This window comes from Mycobacterium sp. GA-1199 (assembly GCF_001500045.1).
Taxonomy (GTDB): domain Bacteria; phylum Actinomycetota; class Actinomycetes; order Mycobacteriales; family Mycobacteriaceae; genus Mycobacterium.
Map to the genome: position 1 here is coordinate 1 of NZ_LQIX01000029.1, position 18,768 is coordinate 18,768.

20 protein-coding genes are annotated in these 18,768 nt (G+C 67.2%); 12 read left to right on the forward strand and 8 right to left on the reverse strand.

Translation table 11 applies throughout. The annotated features are described in order from the left end of the window. From AU198_RS26920 to arr, 3 genes are all read left to right on the forward strand, one after another. Positions 1–58 (forward strand): M15 family metallopeptidase (locus AU198_RS26920; protein WP_197416151.1); only part of this gene is annotated, 58 nt, incomplete at its 5' end. A 290-nt stretch (positions 59–348) separates the two neighbouring features. Continuing rightward, positions 349–1,290 carry an alpha/beta fold hydrolase gene (locus AU198_RS17770; protein ID WP_064349805.1) on the forward strand — a complete coding sequence of 314 codons (942 nt, stop codon included), beginning with the start codon at positions 349–351 and terminating at the stop codon, positions 1,288–1,290. 199 nt (positions 1,291–1,489) lie between these two features. Continuing rightward, positions 1,490–1,918: an NAD(+)--rifampin ADP-ribosyltransferase gene (arr, locus tag AU198_RS17775; protein WP_064349806.1), complete on the forward strand. Its 429-nt coding sequence runs from the start codon at positions 1,490–1,492 to the stop codon at positions 1,916–1,918. A 9-nt stretch (positions 1,919–1,927) separates the two neighbouring features. Here arr and AU198_RS17780 read toward each other — a convergent pair whose 3' ends face one another. Together AU198_RS17780 and AU198_RS17785 are read right to left on the reverse strand one after the other, a co-directional pair. Further along, positions 1,928–2,101, reverse strand: a complete 174-nt coding sequence (locus tag AU198_RS17780; protein WP_064349808.1) for a CsbD family protein — start codon at positions 2,099–2,101, stop codon at positions 1,928–1,930. Positions 2,102–2,158: 57 nt separating this feature from the next. Then, the gene (locus tag AU198_RS17785; RefSeq protein ID WP_064349809.1) at positions 2,159–2,968 is read right to left on the reverse strand and encodes a DUF1206 domain-containing protein; all 810 of its coding nucleotides are present in this window, start codon (positions 2,966–2,968) and stop codon (positions 2,159–2,161) included. A gap of 123 nt (positions 2,969–3,091) precedes the next feature. Here AU198_RS17785 and AU198_RS17790 point away from each other — a divergent pair, with 123 nt between their 5' ends. The 3 genes from AU198_RS17790 to AU198_RS17800 are packed head-to-tail and all read left to right on the forward strand — an operon-like array spanning position 3,092 to position 7,411. Continuing rightward, on the forward strand, positions 3,092–3,517 hold the full coding sequence (locus tag AU198_RS17790; protein WP_064349810.1) for a lipoprotein LpqH: 426 nt from the start codon (positions 3,092–3,094) through the stop codon (positions 3,515–3,517). A gap of 53 nt (positions 3,518–3,570) precedes the next feature. Then, positions 3,571–5,862, forward strand: coding sequence for an alpha/beta hydrolase-fold protein (locus AU198_RS17795; protein WP_064349813.1), 2,292 nt, complete (start codon positions 3,571–3,573; stop codon positions 5,860–5,862). Positions 5,863–5,872: 10 nt separating this feature from the next. Further along, positions 5,873–7,411, forward strand: coding sequence for an MFS transporter (locus tag AU198_RS17800; protein WP_231744708.1), 1,539 nt, complete (start codon positions 5,873–5,875; stop codon positions 7,409–7,411). Here the strand turns inward: AU198_RS17800 and AU198_RS17805 are convergent. The 4 genes from AU198_RS17805 to AU198_RS17820 all read right to left on the reverse strand — a co-directional run bounded on the left by AU198_RS17805 (position 7,394) and on the right by AU198_RS17820 (position 11,639). Continuing rightward, on the reverse strand, positions 7,394–8,779 hold the full coding sequence (locus AU198_RS17805) for a WS/DGAT/MGAT family O-acyltransferase (protein WP_064349814.1): 1,386 nt from the start codon (positions 8,777–8,779) through the stop codon (positions 7,394–7,396). The genes AU198_RS17800 and AU198_RS17805 overlap by 18 nt on opposite strands. Positions 8,780–8,837: 58 nt before the next feature. Then, complete coding sequence (locus AU198_RS17810) at positions 8,838–9,299, reverse strand: Crp/Fnr family transcriptional regulator (protein ID WP_064349815.1); 462 nt, start codon at positions 9,297–9,299, stop codon at positions 8,838–8,840. Positions 9,300–9,403: 104 nt separating this feature from the next. Next, entirely contained in the window at positions 9,404–10,948 is a 1,545-nt protein-coding gene (locus tag AU198_RS17815) for a serine/threonine-protein kinase (RefSeq protein ID WP_064349817.1), read from the reverse strand. Between the two features lie 142 nt (positions 10,949–11,090). Then, positions 11,091–11,639 (reverse strand): YceI family protein, encoded by a 549-nt coding sequence (locus AU198_RS17820; protein WP_064349819.1) that lies wholly within the window; start codon positions 11,637–11,639, stop codon positions 11,091–11,093. Positions 11,640–11,768: 129 nt separating this feature from the next. Between AU198_RS17820 and AU198_RS17825 the strand changes: the two genes are divergently transcribed. From AU198_RS17825 to AU198_RS17840, 4 genes are read left to right on the forward strand one after another with little or no spacing between them, the layout of a single operon-like run. Then, positions 11,769–12,041: a hypothetical protein gene (locus AU198_RS17825; RefSeq protein WP_064349820.1), complete on the forward strand. Its 273-nt coding sequence runs from the start codon at positions 11,769–11,771 to the stop codon at positions 12,039–12,041. Between the two features lie 38 nt (positions 12,042–12,079). Continuing rightward, the gene (locus AU198_RS17830) at positions 12,080–12,595 is read left to right on the forward strand and encodes a 2Fe-2S iron-sulfur cluster-binding protein (protein WP_064349821.1); all 516 of its coding nucleotides are present in this window, start codon (positions 12,080–12,082) and stop codon (positions 12,593–12,595) included. After that, the gene (locus AU198_RS17835; protein ID WP_064349823.1) at positions 12,592–13,578 is read left to right on the forward strand and encodes an FAD binding domain-containing protein; all 987 of its coding nucleotides are present in this window, start codon (positions 12,592–12,594) and stop codon (positions 13,576–13,578) included. Before AU198_RS17830 ends, AU198_RS17835 begins: the two co-directional genes overlap by 4 nt. Next, positions 13,575–15,659: a xanthine dehydrogenase family protein molybdopterin-binding subunit gene (locus tag AU198_RS17840; protein WP_064349824.1), complete on the forward strand. Its 2,085-nt coding sequence runs from the start codon at positions 13,575–13,577 to the stop codon at positions 15,657–15,659. The genes AU198_RS17835 and AU198_RS17840 overlap by 4 nt, the downstream gene beginning before the upstream one ends. Here the strand turns inward: AU198_RS17840 and AU198_RS17845 are convergent. Then, positions 15,656–16,585, reverse strand: a complete 930-nt coding sequence (locus AU198_RS17845) for an NAD(P)/FAD-dependent oxidoreductase (protein WP_064349831.1) — start codon at positions 16,583–16,585, stop codon at positions 15,656–15,658. The genes AU198_RS17840 and AU198_RS17845 overlap by 4 nt on opposite strands. A gap of 55 nt (positions 16,586–16,640) precedes the next feature. Beyond that, positions 16,641–17,258: a rhomboid-like protein gene (locus tag AU198_RS17850; RefSeq protein WP_064349825.1), complete on the reverse strand. Its 618-nt coding sequence runs from the start codon at positions 17,256–17,258 to the stop codon at positions 16,641–16,643. Positions 17,259–17,323: 65 nt separating this feature from the next. Here AU198_RS17850 and ppk2 point away from each other — a divergent pair, with 65 nt between their 5' ends. Then, positions 17,324–18,214 (forward strand): polyphosphate kinase 2, encoded by an 891-nt coding sequence (gene ppk2, locus AU198_RS17855; RefSeq protein ID WP_064349827.1) that lies wholly within the window; start codon positions 17,324–17,326, stop codon positions 18,212–18,214. A gap of 39 nt (positions 18,215–18,253) precedes the next feature. Continuing rightward, positions 18,254–18,768: DUF222 domain-containing protein (locus AU198_RS17860; protein WP_156431660.1), on the forward strand; the 515-nt coding region annotated here is incomplete at its 3' end.

An 18,768-nucleotide genomic window follows, 5' to 3' on the forward strand; every position in this document is an offset into this window, starting at 1 on the left:
GTGGGGCGGCGACTGGCAGAACCCGAAGGATTACCAGCACTTCGAGCGGCCCGAATGAACTCAGGCACACAAGAATTCATGTTCTACATTCGCGACCCATTCCATATCGGATAGTTACCCGGCACTGCTAACCGGTGCGTAGCGTCATGGGCTGTTGCCCACGCCGATGGAGAGCGTATGCCGTTTCCCTGGGAATTGAATTCCGAGTACCCCTACCATCACGAGACCTATCCCGATCAGCGCTGTCAGCCAAGCGATCTCGTCCGCCCGGAGGAGCCTCTTCCACCGGTCACCGAATAGACCATTTCCGACCGGACGCCGACCGGGCGTGCTTAGGATTCAGCCGGAATGGTCAACCTGGTCCGCCACCCGGTTCGCGTCCCTCGGGTCGAGAAGCCCCGCGCCGAGGGACGCTTCTACCTGCCCGGCGGCCGCCGCCTCGGTTTCGCGGAGTTCGGAGCCCCGGACGGTGACCCGGTGCTGTGGTTTCACGGCACACCCGGCGGCCGTCGCCAGTTCCCACTCCTCGGGCGCCGCGCTGCCGAGAAGCTCAACCTGCGCGTGATCGTCATCGGCCGCCCGGGAACCGGCCTCTCCGACCCCCACCCCTATGAGTCCGTGGCGGACTGGGCGGCAGACATGACGCACGTCGCCGACGACCTCGGCGCCGAACGCCTCGCGGTGGCGGGCCTGTCCGGCGGCGGCCCCTACGCCTTGGCCTGCGCCGCCGTGCCGCCGCTGTCCAGCCGAGTCGCCGCGGTGGCGGTGCTCGGCGGCGTCGTCCCGTCGGTGGGACCCGACGCCCTCGCCACGGGTGCCATCGACCTGGCCCGCCGTTTCGCACCAGTCCTGCACGGGTTTCGCCGGCCCATCGCCGAAGCGGTTCACGTGTTGCTGCTGCCGGTGTTGCCGCTCGCGCACTACGCCTGCCAGGCCTACGCCAGTGTGGTGCCCGAGGGCGACCGGCGGGTACTCAAGGACTCCGAAATGGAGGGCATGTTCATCGAGGACCTCATCCTCGTCTCCAAGGGTCGCTTTCAGGCGATCGTCGATGACGCCCGACTCTTCGGCCGGGACTGGGGTTTTCGGCTCGGCGACGTCAGCGCACCGGTGCGGTGGTGGCATGGCGATGCGGACAACATCGTGCCCCTACGGTGCGCGGAGGCCGCCATCGATCTGTTGCCCAACGCCGAACTCGTTCTGCGACACCAGGAAAGCCACCTCGGCGGCTTCGCCACCGCGGACGAGGTGCTCGGTTATCTGCGGTCCCAGCTCGACTCCGCTCCATGACCGCCACTTCGCCGAGCCTGCCCACCGGATTCGACTGCTCAGACCCCGACGTCTACGCGCACCGGTTTCCGCTCGAGAAATTGACGAGCTGACAGGCTTACTCCCACTCTCACTGTACGACAGGAGGTGGGGCTTGCGGCAAGGCCCCTGACGTGCTGCACAATCGTCCGGCCACGCACACAACGGACAAAGGAGCAGTGTGTCGAACCCGCCAAAACCGTTCGAAGTCCACGAGTCTGGTGCCTACCTTCACGGCACGAAGGCCGACCTCGCCCTGGGCGACCTGCTGGTGCCGGGGCGCCCCTCGAACTTCGAGGACGGGCGCATCTCCAACCACGTCTATGTGACGCAGACGCTGGACGCCGCCACCTGGGGAGCCGAGCTGGCGCCAGGTGAGGGACGCGGCCGCGTCTACATCGTCGAACCACTGGGCGCCGTGGAGGACGACCCGAACGTCACCGACAAGAAGTTTCCCGGCAATCCGACGCGCTCGTACCGCACCCGCGAGCCGGTCAGAATCGTCGGCGAGATCACCGACTGGGTGGGCCATCCACCCGAGCAGATTCAGGCCATGCTCGACGGCTTGGAAGACCTGCGGCGCCGGGGACTGGCCGTCATCTACGACTGAGCCAGGTGACTACTTCTTGAAGGCGTCCTTGATCTTCTCGCCGGCGTCCTTGAAGTTGGCCTTCGCCTGACGGCCACGGCCCTCGTCACGAGTGCGCGGGTCGCCCGTCATGTTGCCGACCGCCTCCTTGGCCTTGCCAGCGAGGTTATCGACCTTGTTCCTCGCCTTGTCCGCTGCGCTCACGATTCCTCCTCGGCTCGAATTGCCTCTCGGATACCTCGACGGCGACGAACGAAAACCTCACATGCGGGAGTACCGGGCCAGTGCGAAGCTGTACAACCCGTAGGCCGCGAAACCCGTTGCCGCGGCGATCAAGATCGCCTCACCGTAGTGCGCGCGTCCGAGTGCCTTGACCGCTCCGTCGAGTCCCGTCGACTTGGTTGGATCGCTCACGTAGGTCGCGACGACAACGGAGAGGCCCGCCGCGAACAACACCAAACCCTCGGCGACGTGACCGCAGATGCCCAGCACCGTGATCAGCCGGCCACCCGGGACGGTGAGGTCTTTGAGAAACTTCCGTGACGCGCCTTTGTGGACGAAGTAGGCGCCGATCACCGCGATCGCCAGCCCCGCGAGCACCAGAACCGCCTTGCCGCCGTCGGACTGCATCAACCGCGCGCTCAGACCGGAGGTCTGCTCGCTGCCCTTCGTCCTGGCGCCCAGCGCGAACTGGATGGCGGTGAAAGCCACCGCGCAGTACACCAAGGCCAGCCCAAAAGCCCTGAGCCGGTTCATGAGTGGCGAGTCGCGTTTGTGCGCCTCGGTGCTTTCACCGGGATGCAGCCCCAAGACCGTTTCGGCGAACCGCCACATCGCCAGCGCGATGAGCCCACCGGCGACGATCCACAACGAGAAGGTCCCGCCACCCTCGGTCGCTAACGTCGCCAGCGCACCGGACTGGTCGGCCTCACCGCCGAGGCCCAGCGCGATCCGCAGGATCGTGTAACCCACGAGCAGGTGCAAAGTCCCGCTGACCGGATATCCCGCACGCGCGAAAAATTGGACCACGCGACTTCCGGTGGCATCGTTGACCGCGCCCTTGAAGCTCATGCTCTCGCCGGACCGCCTGACACTCGGCTTTATTACCCCGGCCGTTTTGGGGCAAAACGGTACTAAAGTCGCCGATCGCCCACGGTCCTGGGAGTAGCCTGCAGTGCGGGGTGGAGGTGTGCGATGGGTTTTCGATCGAGTGGACTAGCAGCGGTGGCGGCGGCGGCCGTCGTCTCCGGATGCGGCTTGACCGGGTCGACGCCCACCGAACCACCCGCGCATTCCGGCGAAGTCACCGTCGACGGCACCACCGTGCAAACCCAATCCGTCGAGTGCAGCCAGCACGAATGGTCGTTGCTGATCGACGCGAACGCCAAGCCGGGACGGGCCGAGGTGTTCTTGGAACTCGGCGGCGCTCAGCCGGTCGTCCGGACCGTCAACATCCAGAACATCAACGACCTGAACGGCGTCGCCGGCGGCAACTACGGTAAGGCCGAGGCCACCACTGACGGCACTGTCTACACCATCTCCGGCACCGTCGTCGGCTCCGATCCGCGCAATCCGGGCCAGTCGCGGACCATGCCCTTCGAGATCAAAGCGCCCTGCTGAGACTCCGGTCGTAAATCCCCCGCGGGACGCCGCACTCCTCCTACGTTGGGGTCATGTCCCTCATCGACCTGGCGCTGCTGCCCCTCCGGATCGGACGCCGCGCGGCCGACCACGTGCTGAAAGCCGTCACCCCCGAATCGCCCGCTGCAGCTTCCGAACTCGTCGTCATCGACGGCATGCCCGAAGGCGTGCCACTCGCGGCATTGCGCCCTGAACCCAAGCTTCCCGCCCCAAAGAGCTGGCCGTTCGGCGAAGAGTTCACCCGCACCTGCGGTACCGGCCGCTACGCCGACGGCGCGTTCTTCTGGACCGACTTCCTCTACGACGACCACGGTGCGACCGGCTTGCTCGTCGACATCCCGACCGGCGGGCTGGTGCCCCCGCGCGGCACCTACGTCTACCCCGACGGAGCCGCGGCCCGCAACGGTGCCGACATCTTCCGCGTCGCGATCGGCCTCACCGACACCCACACGTGGTGGCGCGTCGACTGGAACACCCTGATCGACCCGTCAATCCCCGTCGCGCTGTTCACTTTTGACACCGATCGCGCCGCGGCGCCCACGAACAAGTGGCCCGCGAAAGCCGGTGTCACCTCTGCCGGCATCGACACCGCCCTACTCATCTCCGCCAAAGGCGCGCAGCTGATCGACCTCACCACGCAGTCGTCGACAGCGGTCGAGCACGAGGTCGACATGCAGTCCCGGTCCTTCCTCGCCAAAGTGCCCCGCCCACTGGCCGAACCGGAGGGCACGTGGACGGTCCGGCTGGCCGCCGGCTTGGCCAACGACGCCGGTGACGGTTTCGCCGACGTGCCCGTCGGCCGCGGCGCACGGCCGGGCCAGCCGAACGTCTACAACGTCGCCTTCCGCACCCACCAGCAGGAGAAGGCGCACCTGAACTTCTGGTCGGATCAGGCCCAAGCCGCAGCGCTCAGCGACGGCGACGTCACCGAGTTCTCGGTTCCGATCGCTTGGGACCAGCTCGTCGACCGCACCACCACCGAGGAGCCGATCGTCCGCGGTACCTCCACCCGCTGGTACGTCTCCTCGATCGAGCTGGGCCAGGGCGTCGCCAAGACGAACATTCTGAGCACCGACCCACAGTTCCTCGGCCGCGTCCAGCCCTACTCGGTGTGCCTGCCCTCGACGCACACCCCCGGCCGGCAGCTACCGTTGACCCTGTTGTTGCACTCACTTGCGTTGGGGCAGAACCAGTTCGCCGCGATCGACCCACGCCTGCTGCATCAGGTCTGTGAGGACCGCGAATCGGTAGTGGTGACGCCGCTGGCCCGGGGTCCGTCGTGCTGGTACTTCGACGAAGGCGAACTCGACGTGTGGGAGGTGTGGGCGCGGGTGGCCGAACAACTCGGCACCGATCCCAACCGCACCGTCGTCTCGGGCTACTCCATGGGTGGTTACGCGGCCTACAAACTGGGACTGACCTACCCGCAGGTGTTCGCCCAGGCCGTCGTCCTGGCCGGGCCTCCCGTCTGCGGTGTGCGCCTGCTGCCCGACGTCGACGTACCCGGCGACCTCGACTTCGACTCGCACTGCGCCCGCGAAGGCGACACCTGGGAACTGCTGCCGAACGGGCGATGGCTTCCGTTCGTCATCGCACACGGCGTGCTGGACCAGTTCGTACCGATCACATCGGTGCTGTCGCAGGTGCTCGAACTCGACCGGCTGGGCTACCGCTACCGCTTCACCGTCTACCCCTTCGAGGACCACGTGACCTGGGTGCTCGACGACGAGTTCGACGATCCGATTGCGCATATGGGCACTGGGCTTCGCCAGGCCGACCCCGGGCACATCACCTACTCGTGGTACCCGGAGCTGGTGCGACCCGATCTCGGCCTTGGGCCGCAGCGGGTTTGGTGGTTGTCGAACCTGACCGCCGATCCCGCGCTCGCCGGGAGGCGTGGCGCTATCGCGTCGGTCGACGCGCGGTCGTATGCGCGCCCCGACCCGACGCGCACCATCCGCCGCCGCCGCGGTGTCGAACCCGACCTCGACCTGTCTCCCGGCCTGTACACCGAACTGCTCTGGCGCACAGGCGCGGCCGTCGAGCCCCTGCCGTTCCTGACGTTGAAACTGACGGGTGTCGGGGGCCTCACCGTCGACGTCGCGCGGGCCGGGCTCGCGTCGCTGGACACGTCGTCCATCGACATCTCGACCGACACGGAGACGCGTGTCGAACTCGCCGCGTTACCGCCCGACGTGGCGGTTCTGCTCGACGGCGAACCGACCGGTGCGCACGTGCGGGTGCCCGTAGGGCGGCACACCATCGCCGTGACCGCCGCGGCCGTGCCCTCGAAAGAGGTGATGACGGCGCTTCTACGCCGGTAACATTCCGCGCGTGCCGGACGGTACTCGCGTCGACGCCGAGCAGCGTCAGGTATCGGGGTTCGCCGCTGTCATGACGGTGCTCGCGATGGGCCTCGGGTATGCGATCGCGATCGGCGACCCGACCACCTTCTCGGCCAACCTGCAACTCGTCTCGAGCGGCGTGGGCATCACCGGATCCACCGCGACATTCGTCGCCAGCCTGGCCACCCTGACCATGGCGGCGGCGGTCCTGAGCGCCGGCGCGCTCGGCGACCTGTACGGCATGCGGCGGATGTATCTGCTCGGATTGACCGGTGCCATCACGTTCAGCGTGCTCGCCGCCGCCGCACCGGCGCCAGCGGTGTTGATCGTCGCCCGCGCGGGCGGAGGCGTGATGCTGGCGTTCCTGATCGGCCTGTCGCTGGCGATCACCAACGCGGTGTTCCCGCCGGGCCGTCGGGCCGCGGCGATCGCCGCCTACTTCGGTGTCGGGTACGCCGTCGCGACCCCGATGCCCGCGATCAGCGGCATGCTCGGTCACGCGATCGGCTGGCGCGCCTGCTTTTTCGTGGCGCCGGTCATCGGTGTCCTCGGGTTGCTCGTCACGTGGCGGTTCGTGCCCGAGACGGTGCGAGCGGGGCGGCGCCTCGACATACTCGGGATGGCGTTGTTCGCCGTCGCGCTGCTGGGGCTGATCTTCGGCGTCTCGCGCATCGAGACCGGCATCAACACCGTCGGCCTGGTGGCGATCGGAGTCGGCCTGGTGGCCGGATGCGCATTCGTCATGCAGGAGTTGCGCGCCACGGACCCGGCGCTCGACATGCGGGTGTTCCGGTCGGGCCGGTTCAACGCCGCGGTGACCGCCGGCGTGCTGTTCAACATCGTGCTCGGCGGGTCGATGGTGTTGCTGTCGTTCTATCTCGTCACGGTCCGCAAGGAATCCCACGAGCTGTTCGGCCTGCTGCTGATCCCCGCCACCGCCTTGGCTGCCGTCGCCGCCACCTCCGCCGGCCCCGCCGCCAACCGGTTCAGCCCCCGCACCGTGATGATCAGCGGGCTCATCGTCATGCTCGGCGGGCTGCTGACGATGCGGCTCTTCGACCTCGACACGACGCGTACGACGGTGTTCATCACCACCGCGCTGATCGTGGTCGGCGGCGCCCTCGTCACGACCCCGCAGGCGATGATCATGATGAGCAGCGCCCCAACCGATCTCGGCGGCGCGGTGTCTGCGGTCAAGAGCGCGGTCAACGAAGGCGGATACTCGCTGGGGCCCGCGCTTTTCGCGCTCGTGGGCATCAACCTGTTCCTCACCGACAGCGCCCACGACTTGTCTCGATCCGGCATCACGCGCGCCGAGACACGCGAGGCGCTGCTGACCGTGCACGGCGGTCACGGGGCGCAGATGGTCAGCCCCGAGCAAGCCCGACTGGTGGTGGAACAGGCCCCGCACAACGCCGTCGACGCCATCCACACCCTGAGCTTGATCATGGCCGTCGGCCCGATCGCGGCGATCATCCTCGCGCTGTGGTTGATCAAGCCGGCGAACCGCTCAGCAAGCGGCCAGTAGATCGTCCAAGGCGCCTTCGAAACCGTCGGCAAGGTCCCAGAGGTCGTTGACCAGCTTGCGGCACGCGATGATCCCGACGTTCAACTTGCCGGTCAACGACATCACGGTGATGTTCAGGCCCGAGCCGTGGAAGATCGGGCCGAGCGGGTAGAGCGCTTTCATCTCCGCGCCCATCGCGTACAACGTCTCCTGGGGTCCCGGCACATTCGAGATCACCACGTTGTGGATCGGCGTGCGCTTGAGCGGTGTGTGCGACAGCACGTCCATCGCCACACCGAACAATGCGGGCGGCAGCGCCTGGGTCACGTCGGCCAACAGCGTGGGAGCGATGTCGGCGCTGTGAGCCTTTGCGCGAGAGCTGGATTCGGCGATCGCGCGCAACCGCTCAGCGGGGTCCTCGATGTGGGTCTGCAGGTTGTTGAAGAAGCCCGACAGCTGATTGCGGCCGGGGCGGTCGGACTTGTCGTGCACCGACGCCGGGACCACCGCGATGAGCGGCTTGTCCGGCAGCTCTCCCCGCTTGAGCAGGTACTGACGCAGGGCGCCGGCACACAGCGCCATCACCACGTCGTTGACCGTGACGTCGAAGGTGTTCTTCACCTTCTTGACGTCGTCGAGCTCCAGCTGCGCCAGCGCGATGGTGCGATCGGAGGTGATCTCGGCGTTGAACACCGTCGCCGGCGCCGAGAACGGGGCGGCCATCGCGGTGCCCGAACGGGCGCGGGTGATCGTGCTGACGATGGTCGACATCGTCGCGGGCACGGCTCTGGTCAGTTGCCAGGGACGGGTGAACGCGCGCAGCAGGCCCCCAGCGGCGATCTCCAGCGGTCTGGCCCCGCCGAAGCCCTCGACGGGTTCGGGTGGTGGACCGTCGGGCTCGACATCGCACAGCTTGTTGATCAGGTTGGCCGCCGACACCCCGTCCACCGCGGCGTGGTGCACCTTGATCATCAGCGCGACGTCGCCGGCGTCGAACGGATCGGTTTCGGAGATGCCCTCGATCACCCACATCTCCCACAGCGGCTTGCTGCGGTCCAGCGGCGCCGCCGCGATGCGCGAGCAGACGTTGACGAGTTCGTTGCGCCCGCCCGGTGCGGGCAGCGCGATGCGGTGCAGGTGGTATTCGAGGTCCAACTCGTCGTCGTCGACCCAGACCGGATGGTCGAGGTTCAGCTGACTGTTGGTCAACTTTGCCCGCAATTCCGGCAGGGCCTTCAACCGCGTGGCCAGGTGGTCGCGAACCCGTTCGAAACTGTAGCCACCGGGGATGGTCGAGGTGTCAAGGCAGGCTATTGAACAGACATTCAGTGGGACACTGGATGATTCGCTGTAGAGCATCGTCGCGTCGAACGCACTGAGCCGTTCCATTCATGCGGCGTACCCGGGTTGACACTCGCGTCAAACCATGATTGAGGTTAGGTCGATTTCAGCCCTGCTTGGTGGCCTGTGGTGCATGGCGAGCAACGGTCGCGTCCATGGCCTCGCGCAGCGCCGGCATCTCATCGATCAACCGGGAGAGATCGTCGCGGTTGATGTGCAGTACCTCGGCCCGACCCGTCGTCGTCACGGTCGCGTTGCGCAACGCGCCGCGACGCAACACCGATTCGCCGATCACCTCACCCGGGCCGACGACGGCGATGCGGTCGTGGCCGACGTATACGCCGACCTCGCCGCTGAGCAGGATGTAGCAGGCGTCCGACGGGGTCTGCTCCTGGATCAGCGGCCACGGCCCCGACGTGGAGGTGCGATGCGCGGCTTCGACCAGGCGCTTCAGGTCCTTGTCGGAGAATTTTGAGAAGGTTTCGAACTCGCGGAGCCGGCGGGCATCCTGTTCGATTTCCTGTCTGCGGGCCTGTTCGCTCTCGCGCGAGTACCTGCGGTTGTCCATGAGGCCCCCGATCTATGGTGTTTCCCTGGCCGAACCGTAGTCCCGTCGAGCGATTTGTGTACCAAAACGAGCGGTGAGCGCTCCTAAACGCACAAATCGCGCCGTTAGCGGGCCGCTGAGCCGTACTCCAGCGCCGGTTCGGCCGAGTCGACCTTGCCGTTGCTTGAAATCGTCAGCAGGCCGGGTTGCACGTCGTATCGCGCGCCGTCGGCCGGATTGGTGGCGACGAACCCGCCGCCCACCGGTCGCGCGTTGTTGAGCTGCACGTTTGCACCGTCGCGCAGGCGCTCCCCGCGGTACTGATAGGTGCCGGCACCCGTCTCGCAGATCACGGCCAGCGACTGCGCCGTCCGAATCGCCGCGACCGGCGTGCTGCCCGCGTCGCAACGCGTGGTGTGCCCGATGAAGCCCTGCGAGTCGGTGCCCGACACCCCGGCGATCGGCGGCCCGCTGGTCGTGGGCGTCGTCGTGGTGGTTGGCGTCGACGGTGTCGTGGTTGTCGTCGCGGACGGGGCCGTCGTCGGGGTCGTCGTCGACGGCGGCACGGCCAGCGGCGTCTGCGGCGCCGAACCGCCTCCGTTGTTGCCGAACGCGAGCACCATGGCCAGCACCACCGCCGCGGTGAACAGCACGACCGTCGCCGCCACCAGCCCGACCTGCGTCGGGCCGAAACGCTTGCGATTCGTCGGCGGTGGCGGCTGCGGCGCGTACATCGGTTGGTAACGCGTGCTCGCCGGGTTCGGGTCGACGGCCGAGAACTGGCGCGTCGAGGGGGCCGGCGGCGGTGGCTGTATCGGCATCGCGACCGGTGGCTGCTCGGCCGCAGCGGCGGCAGCCTTGGCCAACTCGCCGGCCGTCGTGTAGCGGTCCGTGGGCTTCTTGGCCATGCCGCGCTCGATGACCTCGTCGAACGCCCGGCTGATCCCGCGTCGCATGATGCTCGGACGCGGCGGCGGCGAGAACAGGTGCGCGCCCATGATCTCGCGCAGGTCGCCGGAGTCGTACGGCGCCCGGCCGGTCAGGCATTCGTAGAGCAGGCAGGTCAGCGAGTAGATGTCGGAAGCCGGGCCGCCGCGTTCGCCGCTGATGCGTTCCGGCGCCATGTACGCGCACGACCCGATCACCAGGCCGGTCTTGGTGACGTTCGCTTCGCCGCCGCCGTGCGCGATGCCGAAGTCGACGATGTAGGCGAAATCGTCGTGGGTCAACAGCACGTTCTCGGGCTTGATGTCGCGGTGTACCAGCCCATTCGAATGCGCGGCGTCCAAGGCGGCCGCGACCTGGGCGATGATCGACACCGCCCGCGTCGCCGGCAACGGACCGGCGGTCCGGATCAACTCCTTGAGGCTGGCCCCCTCGACGAGGCGCATGTCGATGTAGAGCACACCGTCGATGTCGCCGAAGTCGTGAACCGGGATGACGTGTGGTTCCTGCAGGCGCGCGGCGACGCGCGACTCACGTCGGAAACGTTCCTGAAAGGCGGGATCGGCCGCCATATCCGGACGTAGCAGCTTGATGGCCACGGTCCGTTCCTTTGCGGTGTCCCAGGCGCGGTAGACCTCGCCCATCCCGCCGACGCCGATCAGAGACTTCAGCTCATACGGCCCGAATCGCGTGCCCAGACGGGAACCGCCCTTCGGGGAGCTCACATGCCATCCTTTCTCTTCTCGACACCAGCGCAGCAATCAGTGGTGTTCCCGCAACGCCGTCCTACGTAACCCGCTCCCCGCAGCGGGTGGCCTGGCGACCCCGATGTCACAGCAGCACAGGCGATTTCCTCAGTGCGCCAGGCTACCGGCTATTTCGCTCGGCGGTGAATGCGACGGTCACGGCGTCGGCGACCTTCATCGCTCCCATCAGCATGGAGTACGGCTTGAGCCCGAAGTCAGAGTGCCGCACGGTGGTTTCGCATGACATGCGCCACACCTCGTCGACTTTCTGCACGATCACGTCGACGACATGGTCGCGCGTCTTGCCGTTGATCTGCACCGCTCCGCTGAGACGGTATCCGTGTTCGGTCTTTTCGATGTCGCTGGTTTCGAACTCGATACGCGGAAACCGCTTCGCATTCAGCACTTTCAGTGCATTGGACCGCGCGAGCGCCTTCTCGGGTGCGGTCAATGGCGTAACACCGCCCTCGCCGCTGAGCACCTCGAGCGAATTCACGTCCACCGTGAGCGCCACCTCGGCGGGTTCGCCGTCGGACCATCCGACCCTGGCATGCCAGGAGTTCACGGCGATGGTGAGGCGGTGCCCCATCTTTGCCGCCCGGCCCTCGACGCCGGTGCGGATGTCGAGGCGGCCCTCCGCTTGATCCATGGTCCAGGTCTGAGCGCTCATGCATTCATTGTCGCGGTCCCGGAAAGTGGTCGTGACTGTCGCAACCGCGACTAAGGCCTTTTGTCCCTACCCGTCGATATCGGGCGAACGCGACACTTCAGTGGAAGGCAACGGAAGGACCGGTGAGCGATGACCCCGATCACGTGTCCGCAGTGCGACGAGAACTTCGATGAACAGGAAGTTCACTGGGTGACCAACGCCGAGGGCGGGATCATTTATCGCCTGCCCTGTGAGCACATGGCGGTCGGTACCTGGAACGACGGCGTCGTGAGCTACGGACCCGAACACGTATGGGAGCGGCCGGTCGATCCGGTTCACCATCATCGCTATTTCCACGACCACCACCACAGCTTCATCGACGACCTGGACAAGATCCTCGAGGAGAAGCTGCACGAGGAGTAGCGCCGTTTCGTGACATCTCCCCCGGGTACCTCCACGCGATGGAGCCAGCCCACTTCACCGACATCACCGTGTCCGTCGACGGCACCGAGCACTCCGTGCACGTCGACAACCGCGTCACGGTGCTCGACCTGCTGCGTGAGCATCTCGGCGTCACCGCACCCAAGAAGGGCTGCGACCACGGTCAGTGCGGGTCGTGCACGGTTCTGCTCGACGGCCGCCGTGCCACCACCTGCCTGGCGTTCGCGGTCGCCCACGACGGTGCCGAGATCGTCACCGCGTCCGGGCTCGGCGACGGCGACACCCTGCATCCCGTCGCCCAGGCGTTCCTCGACCACGACGGCTTCCAGTGCGGCTACTGCACGCCCGGCCAGATCTGCTCGGCCGTCGGCATGCTCGACGAGGTGAAGTCCGGCGCGCCCAGCCACGTCACCGACGATCTCGAAAAGCCGCCCGAACTGTCCGCCGAGGAGATCCGCGAACGGATGAGCGGCAATCTGTGCCGGTGTGCCGCCTACCCCAACATCGTCGCCGCCATCAGCGAGGCGGCTCGGTGATCCCGTTCAACTACCACCGCGCCACCAGCGTCGCCGACGCGGTCACCACCGTCGCCGACCGTCCCGACGCGGTGTTCCTCGCCGGCGGAACCAACCTCGTCGACCACATGAAGCTCGGCATCCTCGAGGCGTCCCTACTGGTCGACGTCGGGCATCTGCCCCTCGCCGATGTCGACCAGTTGCCCGACGGCACCCTGCGCGTCGGCGCCGACGTCCGCAACAGCAACCTCGCCGCCCACCCCGTGGTCCGCAGCCGCTACCCGGTCCTCGCGCGTGCGCTGTTGTCGGCGGCCTCCGGCCAGCTGCGCAACCTCGCAACCACTGCGGGAAACCTGTTGCAGCGCACCCGATGCGTGTACTTCCAGGACGTCACCACACCGTGCAACAAACGCACGCCGGGTGAGGGATGCTCGGCGATCGGCGGCTACGTGCGCTACCACGCGATCCTCGGCGCCTCGGAACACTGTGTGGCCGTGCATCCTTCGGACATGGCCGTGGCGATGGCCGCGCTCGACGCGCGTGTCGTGTTCGTGGACGTCGACGGTGAGCATTGCCTGCCGCTGACGGAGTTTCACCGGCTGCCCGGTGAGCGGCCCGACCGTGACACCGAGTTACCGCCCGGCGCGCTGATCACCGCGGTCGAGATCCCTCCGCCGCCGGACGGAGCTCGATCGACGTACCGGAAGGTGCGCGACCGTGCCTCCTACGCGTTCGCGTTGACGTCGGTGGCCGCAGAACTCGTCGTCGACGACGGCGCGGTCACGAGCGCCCGCATCGCGCTCGGCGGCGTCGCCCACAAACCGTGGCGTGCTCGCCGTGCCGAAGAGATCCTCGCGGGCGCACCGGCCACCGAGGACTCGTTCCGCCGGGCCGCAGACACCGAACTCGAGGATGCACGACCGTCGCCGGGCAACGAGTTCAAGGTCGAGCTGACCCGCCGCACCGTCATCGCCGCCCTGACCGAACTGAGCGAGCAACGATGACCGCCCTCGAGCCCCGCGTCATCGGTACGCGCGTCACCCGGCTCGACGGGCCCGCCAAGGTCACCGGCACAGCGGACTACGCCTACGAGTACGCCGTCGAGAACGCCGCCTACCTCCATCCGATCCAGGCCACCATCGCCAACGGCAGGATCACGACGATGGACACGTCGGCGGCCGAGGCGATCGACGGAGTTCTCGCCGTGCTCACCGCTTTCGACAAGCAGCGGCTCGCCGACACCTCCAACGGCGACCTCACGATCCTGCAGGGCCCGCAGGTGAATTACCGCGGCCAGTTGATCGGTGCGGTGGTGGCCGAGAGCGCCGAGACCGCCCGTCAGGCAGCGGCACTGGTGCAGGTCGAGTACGACGCTTCCCCGCACGACGTCGAACTGCGCGCCGACCATCCGAAGCTGTACGCACCCGAGCAGGTCAACGCGGGCCATCCGACCGACACCGCCGAGGGCGACGACGAAGCAGCGCTGCGCGACGCACCGGTCGTCGTCGACCAGACCTACTCCACCCCGCACGAGCACAACAATCCGATGGAGCCACACGCATGCATCGCGTTGTGGGACAACGAGACCCTGACGCTGTGGGATTCGACACAGGGTGTCCACGTGGTTCGCAAGGAGATGGCGACGACGTTCGGCCTCGACCTCGAGAAGGTGCGCGTGATCGCGAGGAACGTCGGTGGGGGTTTCGGCTCCAAGGGCGCCCCGCACTCGCACAATGTGCTCGCGGTGATGGCCGCGCAACGGGTTCCAGGTCGACCGGTGAAGTTCGCCGTGACCCGGCAGCAGATGTTCGACTTCGTCGGATATCGCACGCCCACCATTCATCACCTGCGACTCGGCGCCGAGAGTGACGGGACGTTGACGTCGGTGAGCCACGACGTGATCGCCCAGACCGCCACCGTCAAGGAATTCGCCGAGCAGGCCGCGGTTCCCACCCGGATGATGTACGCGGGAGCGAACCGCAAGACGTCACACCGGTTGGTGGCGCTCGACGTGCCCGTTCCGTTCTGGATGCGTGCGCCCGGGGAGTGTCCGGGCATGTTCGCTCTCGAGGTCGCGATGGACGAACTGGCCGTCGCGTGCGGGCTCGACCCGATCGAGCTGCGCATCCGCAACGAGCCCGACGTCGATCCCGAGACCGGCAATCCGTGGTCGGACCGCCGCCTTCTCGAGTGCCTGCAGACGGGTGCGGAGCGGTTCGGCTGGGCATCGCGCGATCCCGAGCCGGGAACCCGTTGCGAGGGTGAGTGGTTGGTGGGTACCGGTGTGGCGTCCGCGGTGTATCCCGCGATGATCCAGCCGGGCAACAGCGCCCGCATCGAATGTGTCGCCCCGGGCCGTTACTCCGTCGGCATCGGCGCGGTCGACATCGGGACCGGCACGTGGACCGCGTTGAGCCAGATCGCCGCCGATGCGCTGGGCTGTGAGCTGTCGGCGATCGACCTGCAGATCGGCGACACCGATCTGCCCGCCGCGTCGGTCGAGGGCGGCTCGTCGGGCATCAGCTCCTGGGGACGTGCGATCGTCGCTGCGGCACAACAGTTCCGGCACGACCACGGTGACCACCCGGAGGTCGGCGTCACCACCACCACCAGGGAGGCGCCGGAGAACGAGGAGGCGCCGAACTTCGGAATGTATTCCTTCGGTGCCCATTTCGTCGAGGCACGGGTCAGCCGGTACACGGGCGAGATCCGGGTGCCCCGGATGCTCGGCGTGTTCTCCATCGGCCGGGTGATCAATCCGGCGACGCTGCGCTCACAGCTGATCGGCGGCATGACGATGGGGCTGTCGATGGCGCTGCACGAGGAGAGCGTGCGTGATCCCCGCTTCGGCCACATCGTCACGAGGGACCTGGCGACGTACCACTTCAGCTCGCACGCCGACGTCCCGGCGATCGAGGCGATGTGGCTCGACGACGTCGACAAGCACTCGAACCCGATGGGCTCGCGCGGCGCGGGCGAGATCGGCATCGTCGGCTCCGCCGCAGCGGCTGTCAACGCCGTTTACCACGCCACCGGCATCCGGGTACGGGACTTACCCGTGATGTGTGACGCGCTGCTGGGTTAGATCGGGGGGTAGGGCAGGCTGAACTCGTCGGCCAGCAGGCTCTGCACGATGATCATCGCCGCCTTCGACCCCGCCGCGATCGCGCCTGCCACGTAAGGCTGTTCGCTGCAGAGATCACCCGCGGCGAACACCCCGCTGGCCTCGGTGCGATGGATCGGGTCGATGCTGATCGTGTCGGCGGCCAGCGGCCCCGGCGTGCACGCGGCGCCCAGCTGCTCGGCGAGCGCTGAGCGCTGTTTGAGCGGCGCCTCGACGAGGAGTCCGTCGCGGGCCAACCGGTCACCGTCGGCGAACGCGATCGCGCTCAGTTGTCCGTCCTCGCTGAGTAATTCGACGACACGGCGGTCCTCGATCGTGACATCGGCGGCGTGCAGTACCTTCTTGTCTTCCGGCGACAGATCGGTTCGTCCGTCGGTGAGAAGAACGACGTCGTCGCTCCAGCCGCGAAGCATCAGCGCGGAGTGCATCGCCTCTTCACCGGCGGCCATGGTGGCGAGCCGCTTGTCGCGCATCTCCCAGCCGTGGCAGAACGGACACTGGAAAACCGAGGTGCCCCACAGCTCGGCGAGCCCGGGCAGGTCCGGCGGGCAGTACTGCATGCCGGTCGCAAGCAGGACCCGCTTGGCGAGAATGGGATCGCCGTCGTCGGGTTCGAGGATGAAGCCGTTGTCGACGGGGCGGCCGCTGACGATCAAGCCGTGCCGGTACTCGACGCTGGGATAGGCCGTCAGCTCGCGTCGTCCTTGTGCGTACAGCTCGGCGGGCGGACGCTGGTCGTAGCCGAGCATGCCGCCCATCACCTTCGCGGCGCGGTTGCTCTGTTCGTCGGCGTCGATGACGATCGTGCGCCGTCTCGCCCGCCCCAAAACGAGGGCGGCGCTCAACCCGGCGGCCCCTCCCCCGACGACGGCACATTCCCAATCCATGGCCACATCGTTCCCGAGGTGGAGGTTGTGAAACCTTCGCGTCGATGTGCCGAGGTCAGCGGGGTATGCCCGGGTAGGGCTGCTGGTCGCGGTCGGGCGCGAGCGGACCCGCAGCCAGCCCGACGAGGAAGGCGGTCAGGTGGCCGACTTCGGTGAACGTGGGCCGGGCGGCGGCGTTACCGGCCAGCGCCAGCGCGGCCGCGGCCTGGGCCCCGGAGCGCCACGGCTTGCGGGTGTAGCCCGACAGGGCACCGGCCACCCCGAGGACGAAGTAACTGACCCCGACGTCGCGGGCATTCTCGAGCCGCTGCGGCGCGCGGCCCTTCCGAATCAGGAACCGCAGGTAGCTCTGGCCGACGTAGGTGGCGACGACGTGAGCGCCGATCCCGACGAGAAGCCAACGCCACCAACCCAATCGGCGCTCCGCCGGCGCGACGAGGCCGACGAACACCGGGACGTAGGGCCACCACCTGTGGTCGTCGAGCCAGAACAAGCTGGTGGTGAGCACGCGATGGGGCTCGCTGCGCAGCCGGCGCAGGTTCGTGGAGTTCCTGCGCTGGATCCGTCGCGACCCCCCATGTCCTGCCGAGCGCTGCACGCGGGTCGTGATGAGCAAGACGAGCAGCCACGCGAAGCTGAACGGGGCGCCGGCGACGGCGCGGAGTAGCCGCACCCGCTGAGATTAGCGCGATTAGCCGCGCAGGCTTGCGGGTAGGCGAGCGTCGTTAGGAGCCGGTGATGACGACTGCAGACTCGGAGATCGACCTCGACGCGCTGTCGACCGACGACCACGGATACACCGTCAACGACGAGGACGAAGACGATCCGATACTGCTCGATCGCGACGGCAAGCCGATCGAGACGTGGCGTGAACGCTATCCGTACGACGAGCGAATGAGTCGCGACGAATACGAGCGGACCAAACGGCAGCTTCAGATCGAACTGCTGAAGTTGCAGAACTGGAGCAAGCGCACCGGAGCGCGGCACGTCATCGTGTTCGAGGGCCGGGATGCGGCGGGTAAGGGCGGCTCGATCCAGCGGTTCATGGAGCACCTCAACCCACGCGGCGCACGGGTCGTCGCGCTGGAGAAGCCGACCGAAGAAGAGAAGTCGCAGTGGTACTTCCAGCGATACGTCAGGCATCTGCCGACCGGCGGGGAGATGGTGCTGTTCGACCGGTCCTGGTACAACCGCGCCGGTGTGGAGAGGGTGATGGGCTTCTGCACTCCTAAACAGCACGCCGAGTTCATGCGGCAGGCACCCGCGTTCGAGGAGATGCTGGTCAACTCCGGACTGCACCTGACCAAGTTCTGGTTCTCGGTGTCGCCGGCCGAGCAGCGGACGCGGTTCGCGATCCGGCTGGTCGATCCGTTGCGGCAGTGGAAGTTCTCGTCGATGGACATGGAGGCGGTCAACAGGTGGGAGGAGTACACCAGGGCCAAGGAGGAGATGTTCGTTGCGACCGACACCGACTATGCGCCGTGGATCGTCGTGAAGAGCAACGACAAGAAGCGAGGTCGGATCAACGCAATGCGATACCTGTTGTCGCGCTTCGACTATGACGACAAGGACGACGAAGTGGTCGGTGAGCCTGATCCGTTGATCGTGGGTCGGGCGCTGGAGGACTGACGCTCCGGATTTGTCGGACCCTTCTGTGATGATGTGGTCATGTCGATCGCTTCTGCGGATGCCCAGGTGGATGTCGGTCCCCACGAGCGGTTGGTGGGCCTGTTGGGACAGTTGGCCGAGTTATCGGGACAGCGCAACGCCATCGATGGGCGCATCGTGGAAATCATCGCCGAGATCGACCGCGACGGTCTGTGGTCAACCGCCGAAGGTGTGCGCTCGGTCAAAGCGCTGGTGGCCTGGAAACTGGGCATGGCAGATGCCACCGCCAAAAACGTGGCCGCCGTCGCGCAGCGCTTCGACGAGTTCCCCCGCTGCACCACACAAATGCGCGAGGGCCGCCTGTCGCTGGATCAGGTCGGGGTCATCGCCCAGTACGCCGGGGCGGGCTCAGATGAGCACTACGCCCAGATGGCCTCGGTGGCCACAGTCAACCAACTGCGGTTTGCGATCAAACTCGAACCGCGCCCCCAACCCGACCACCGCGACCCCCCACGCGGCATCAGCAAAACCGTCGGCGAGCAGGCCACCACCTACCGCATCACCCTGCCCCACCT

What these genes read in the sequence shown, in the direction of transcription:
- AU198_RS17770 (WP_064349805.1), top strand. Translation starts at nt 349, where the DNA reads ATGGTCAACCTGGTCCGCCACCCGGTTCGCGTCCCTCGGGTCGAGAAG.
- AU198_RS17785 (WP_064349809.1), bottom strand. Translation starts at nt 2,968, where the DNA reads ATGAGCTTCAAGGGCGCGGTCAACGATGCCACCGGAAGTCGCGTGGTC.
- AU198_RS17790 (WP_064349810.1), top strand. Translation starts at nt 3,092, where the DNA reads ATGGGTTTTCGATCGAGTGGACTAGCAGCGGTGGCGGCGGCGGCCGTC.
- AU198_RS17795 (WP_064349813.1), top strand. Translation starts at nt 3,571, where the DNA reads ATGTCCCTCATCGACCTGGCGCTGCTGCCCCTCCGGATCGGACGCCGC.
- AU198_RS17805 (WP_064349814.1), bottom strand. Translation starts at nt 8,779, where the DNA reads ATGGAACGGCTCAGTGCGTTCGACGCGACGATGCTCTACAGCGAATCA.
- AU198_RS17810 (WP_064349815.1), bottom strand. Translation starts at nt 9,299, where the DNA reads ATGGACAACCGCAGGTACTCGCGCGAGAGCGAACAGGCCCGCAGACAG.
- AU198_RS17820 (WP_064349819.1), bottom strand. Translation starts at nt 11,639, where the DNA reads ATGAGCGCTCAGACCTGGACCATGGATCAAGCGGAGGGCCGCCTCGAC.
- AU198_RS17825 (WP_064349820.1), top strand. Translation starts at nt 11,769, where the DNA reads ATGACCCCGATCACGTGTCCGCAGTGCGACGAGAACTTCGATGAACAG.
- AU198_RS17830 (WP_064349821.1), top strand. Translation starts at nt 12,080, where the DNA reads ATGGAGCCAGCCCACTTCACCGACATCACCGTGTCCGTCGACGGCACC.
- AU198_RS17840 (WP_064349824.1), top strand. Translation starts at nt 13,575, where the DNA reads ATGACCGCCCTCGAGCCCCGCGTCATCGGTACGCGCGTCACCCGGCTC.
- AU198_RS17845 (WP_064349831.1), bottom strand. Translation starts at nt 16,585, where the DNA reads ATGGATTGGGAATGTGCCGTCGTCGGGGGAGGGGCCGCCGGGTTGAGC.
- ppk2 (WP_064349827.1), top strand. Translation starts at nt 17,324, where the DNA reads ATGACGACTGCAGACTCGGAGATCGACCTCGACGCGCTGTCGACCGAC.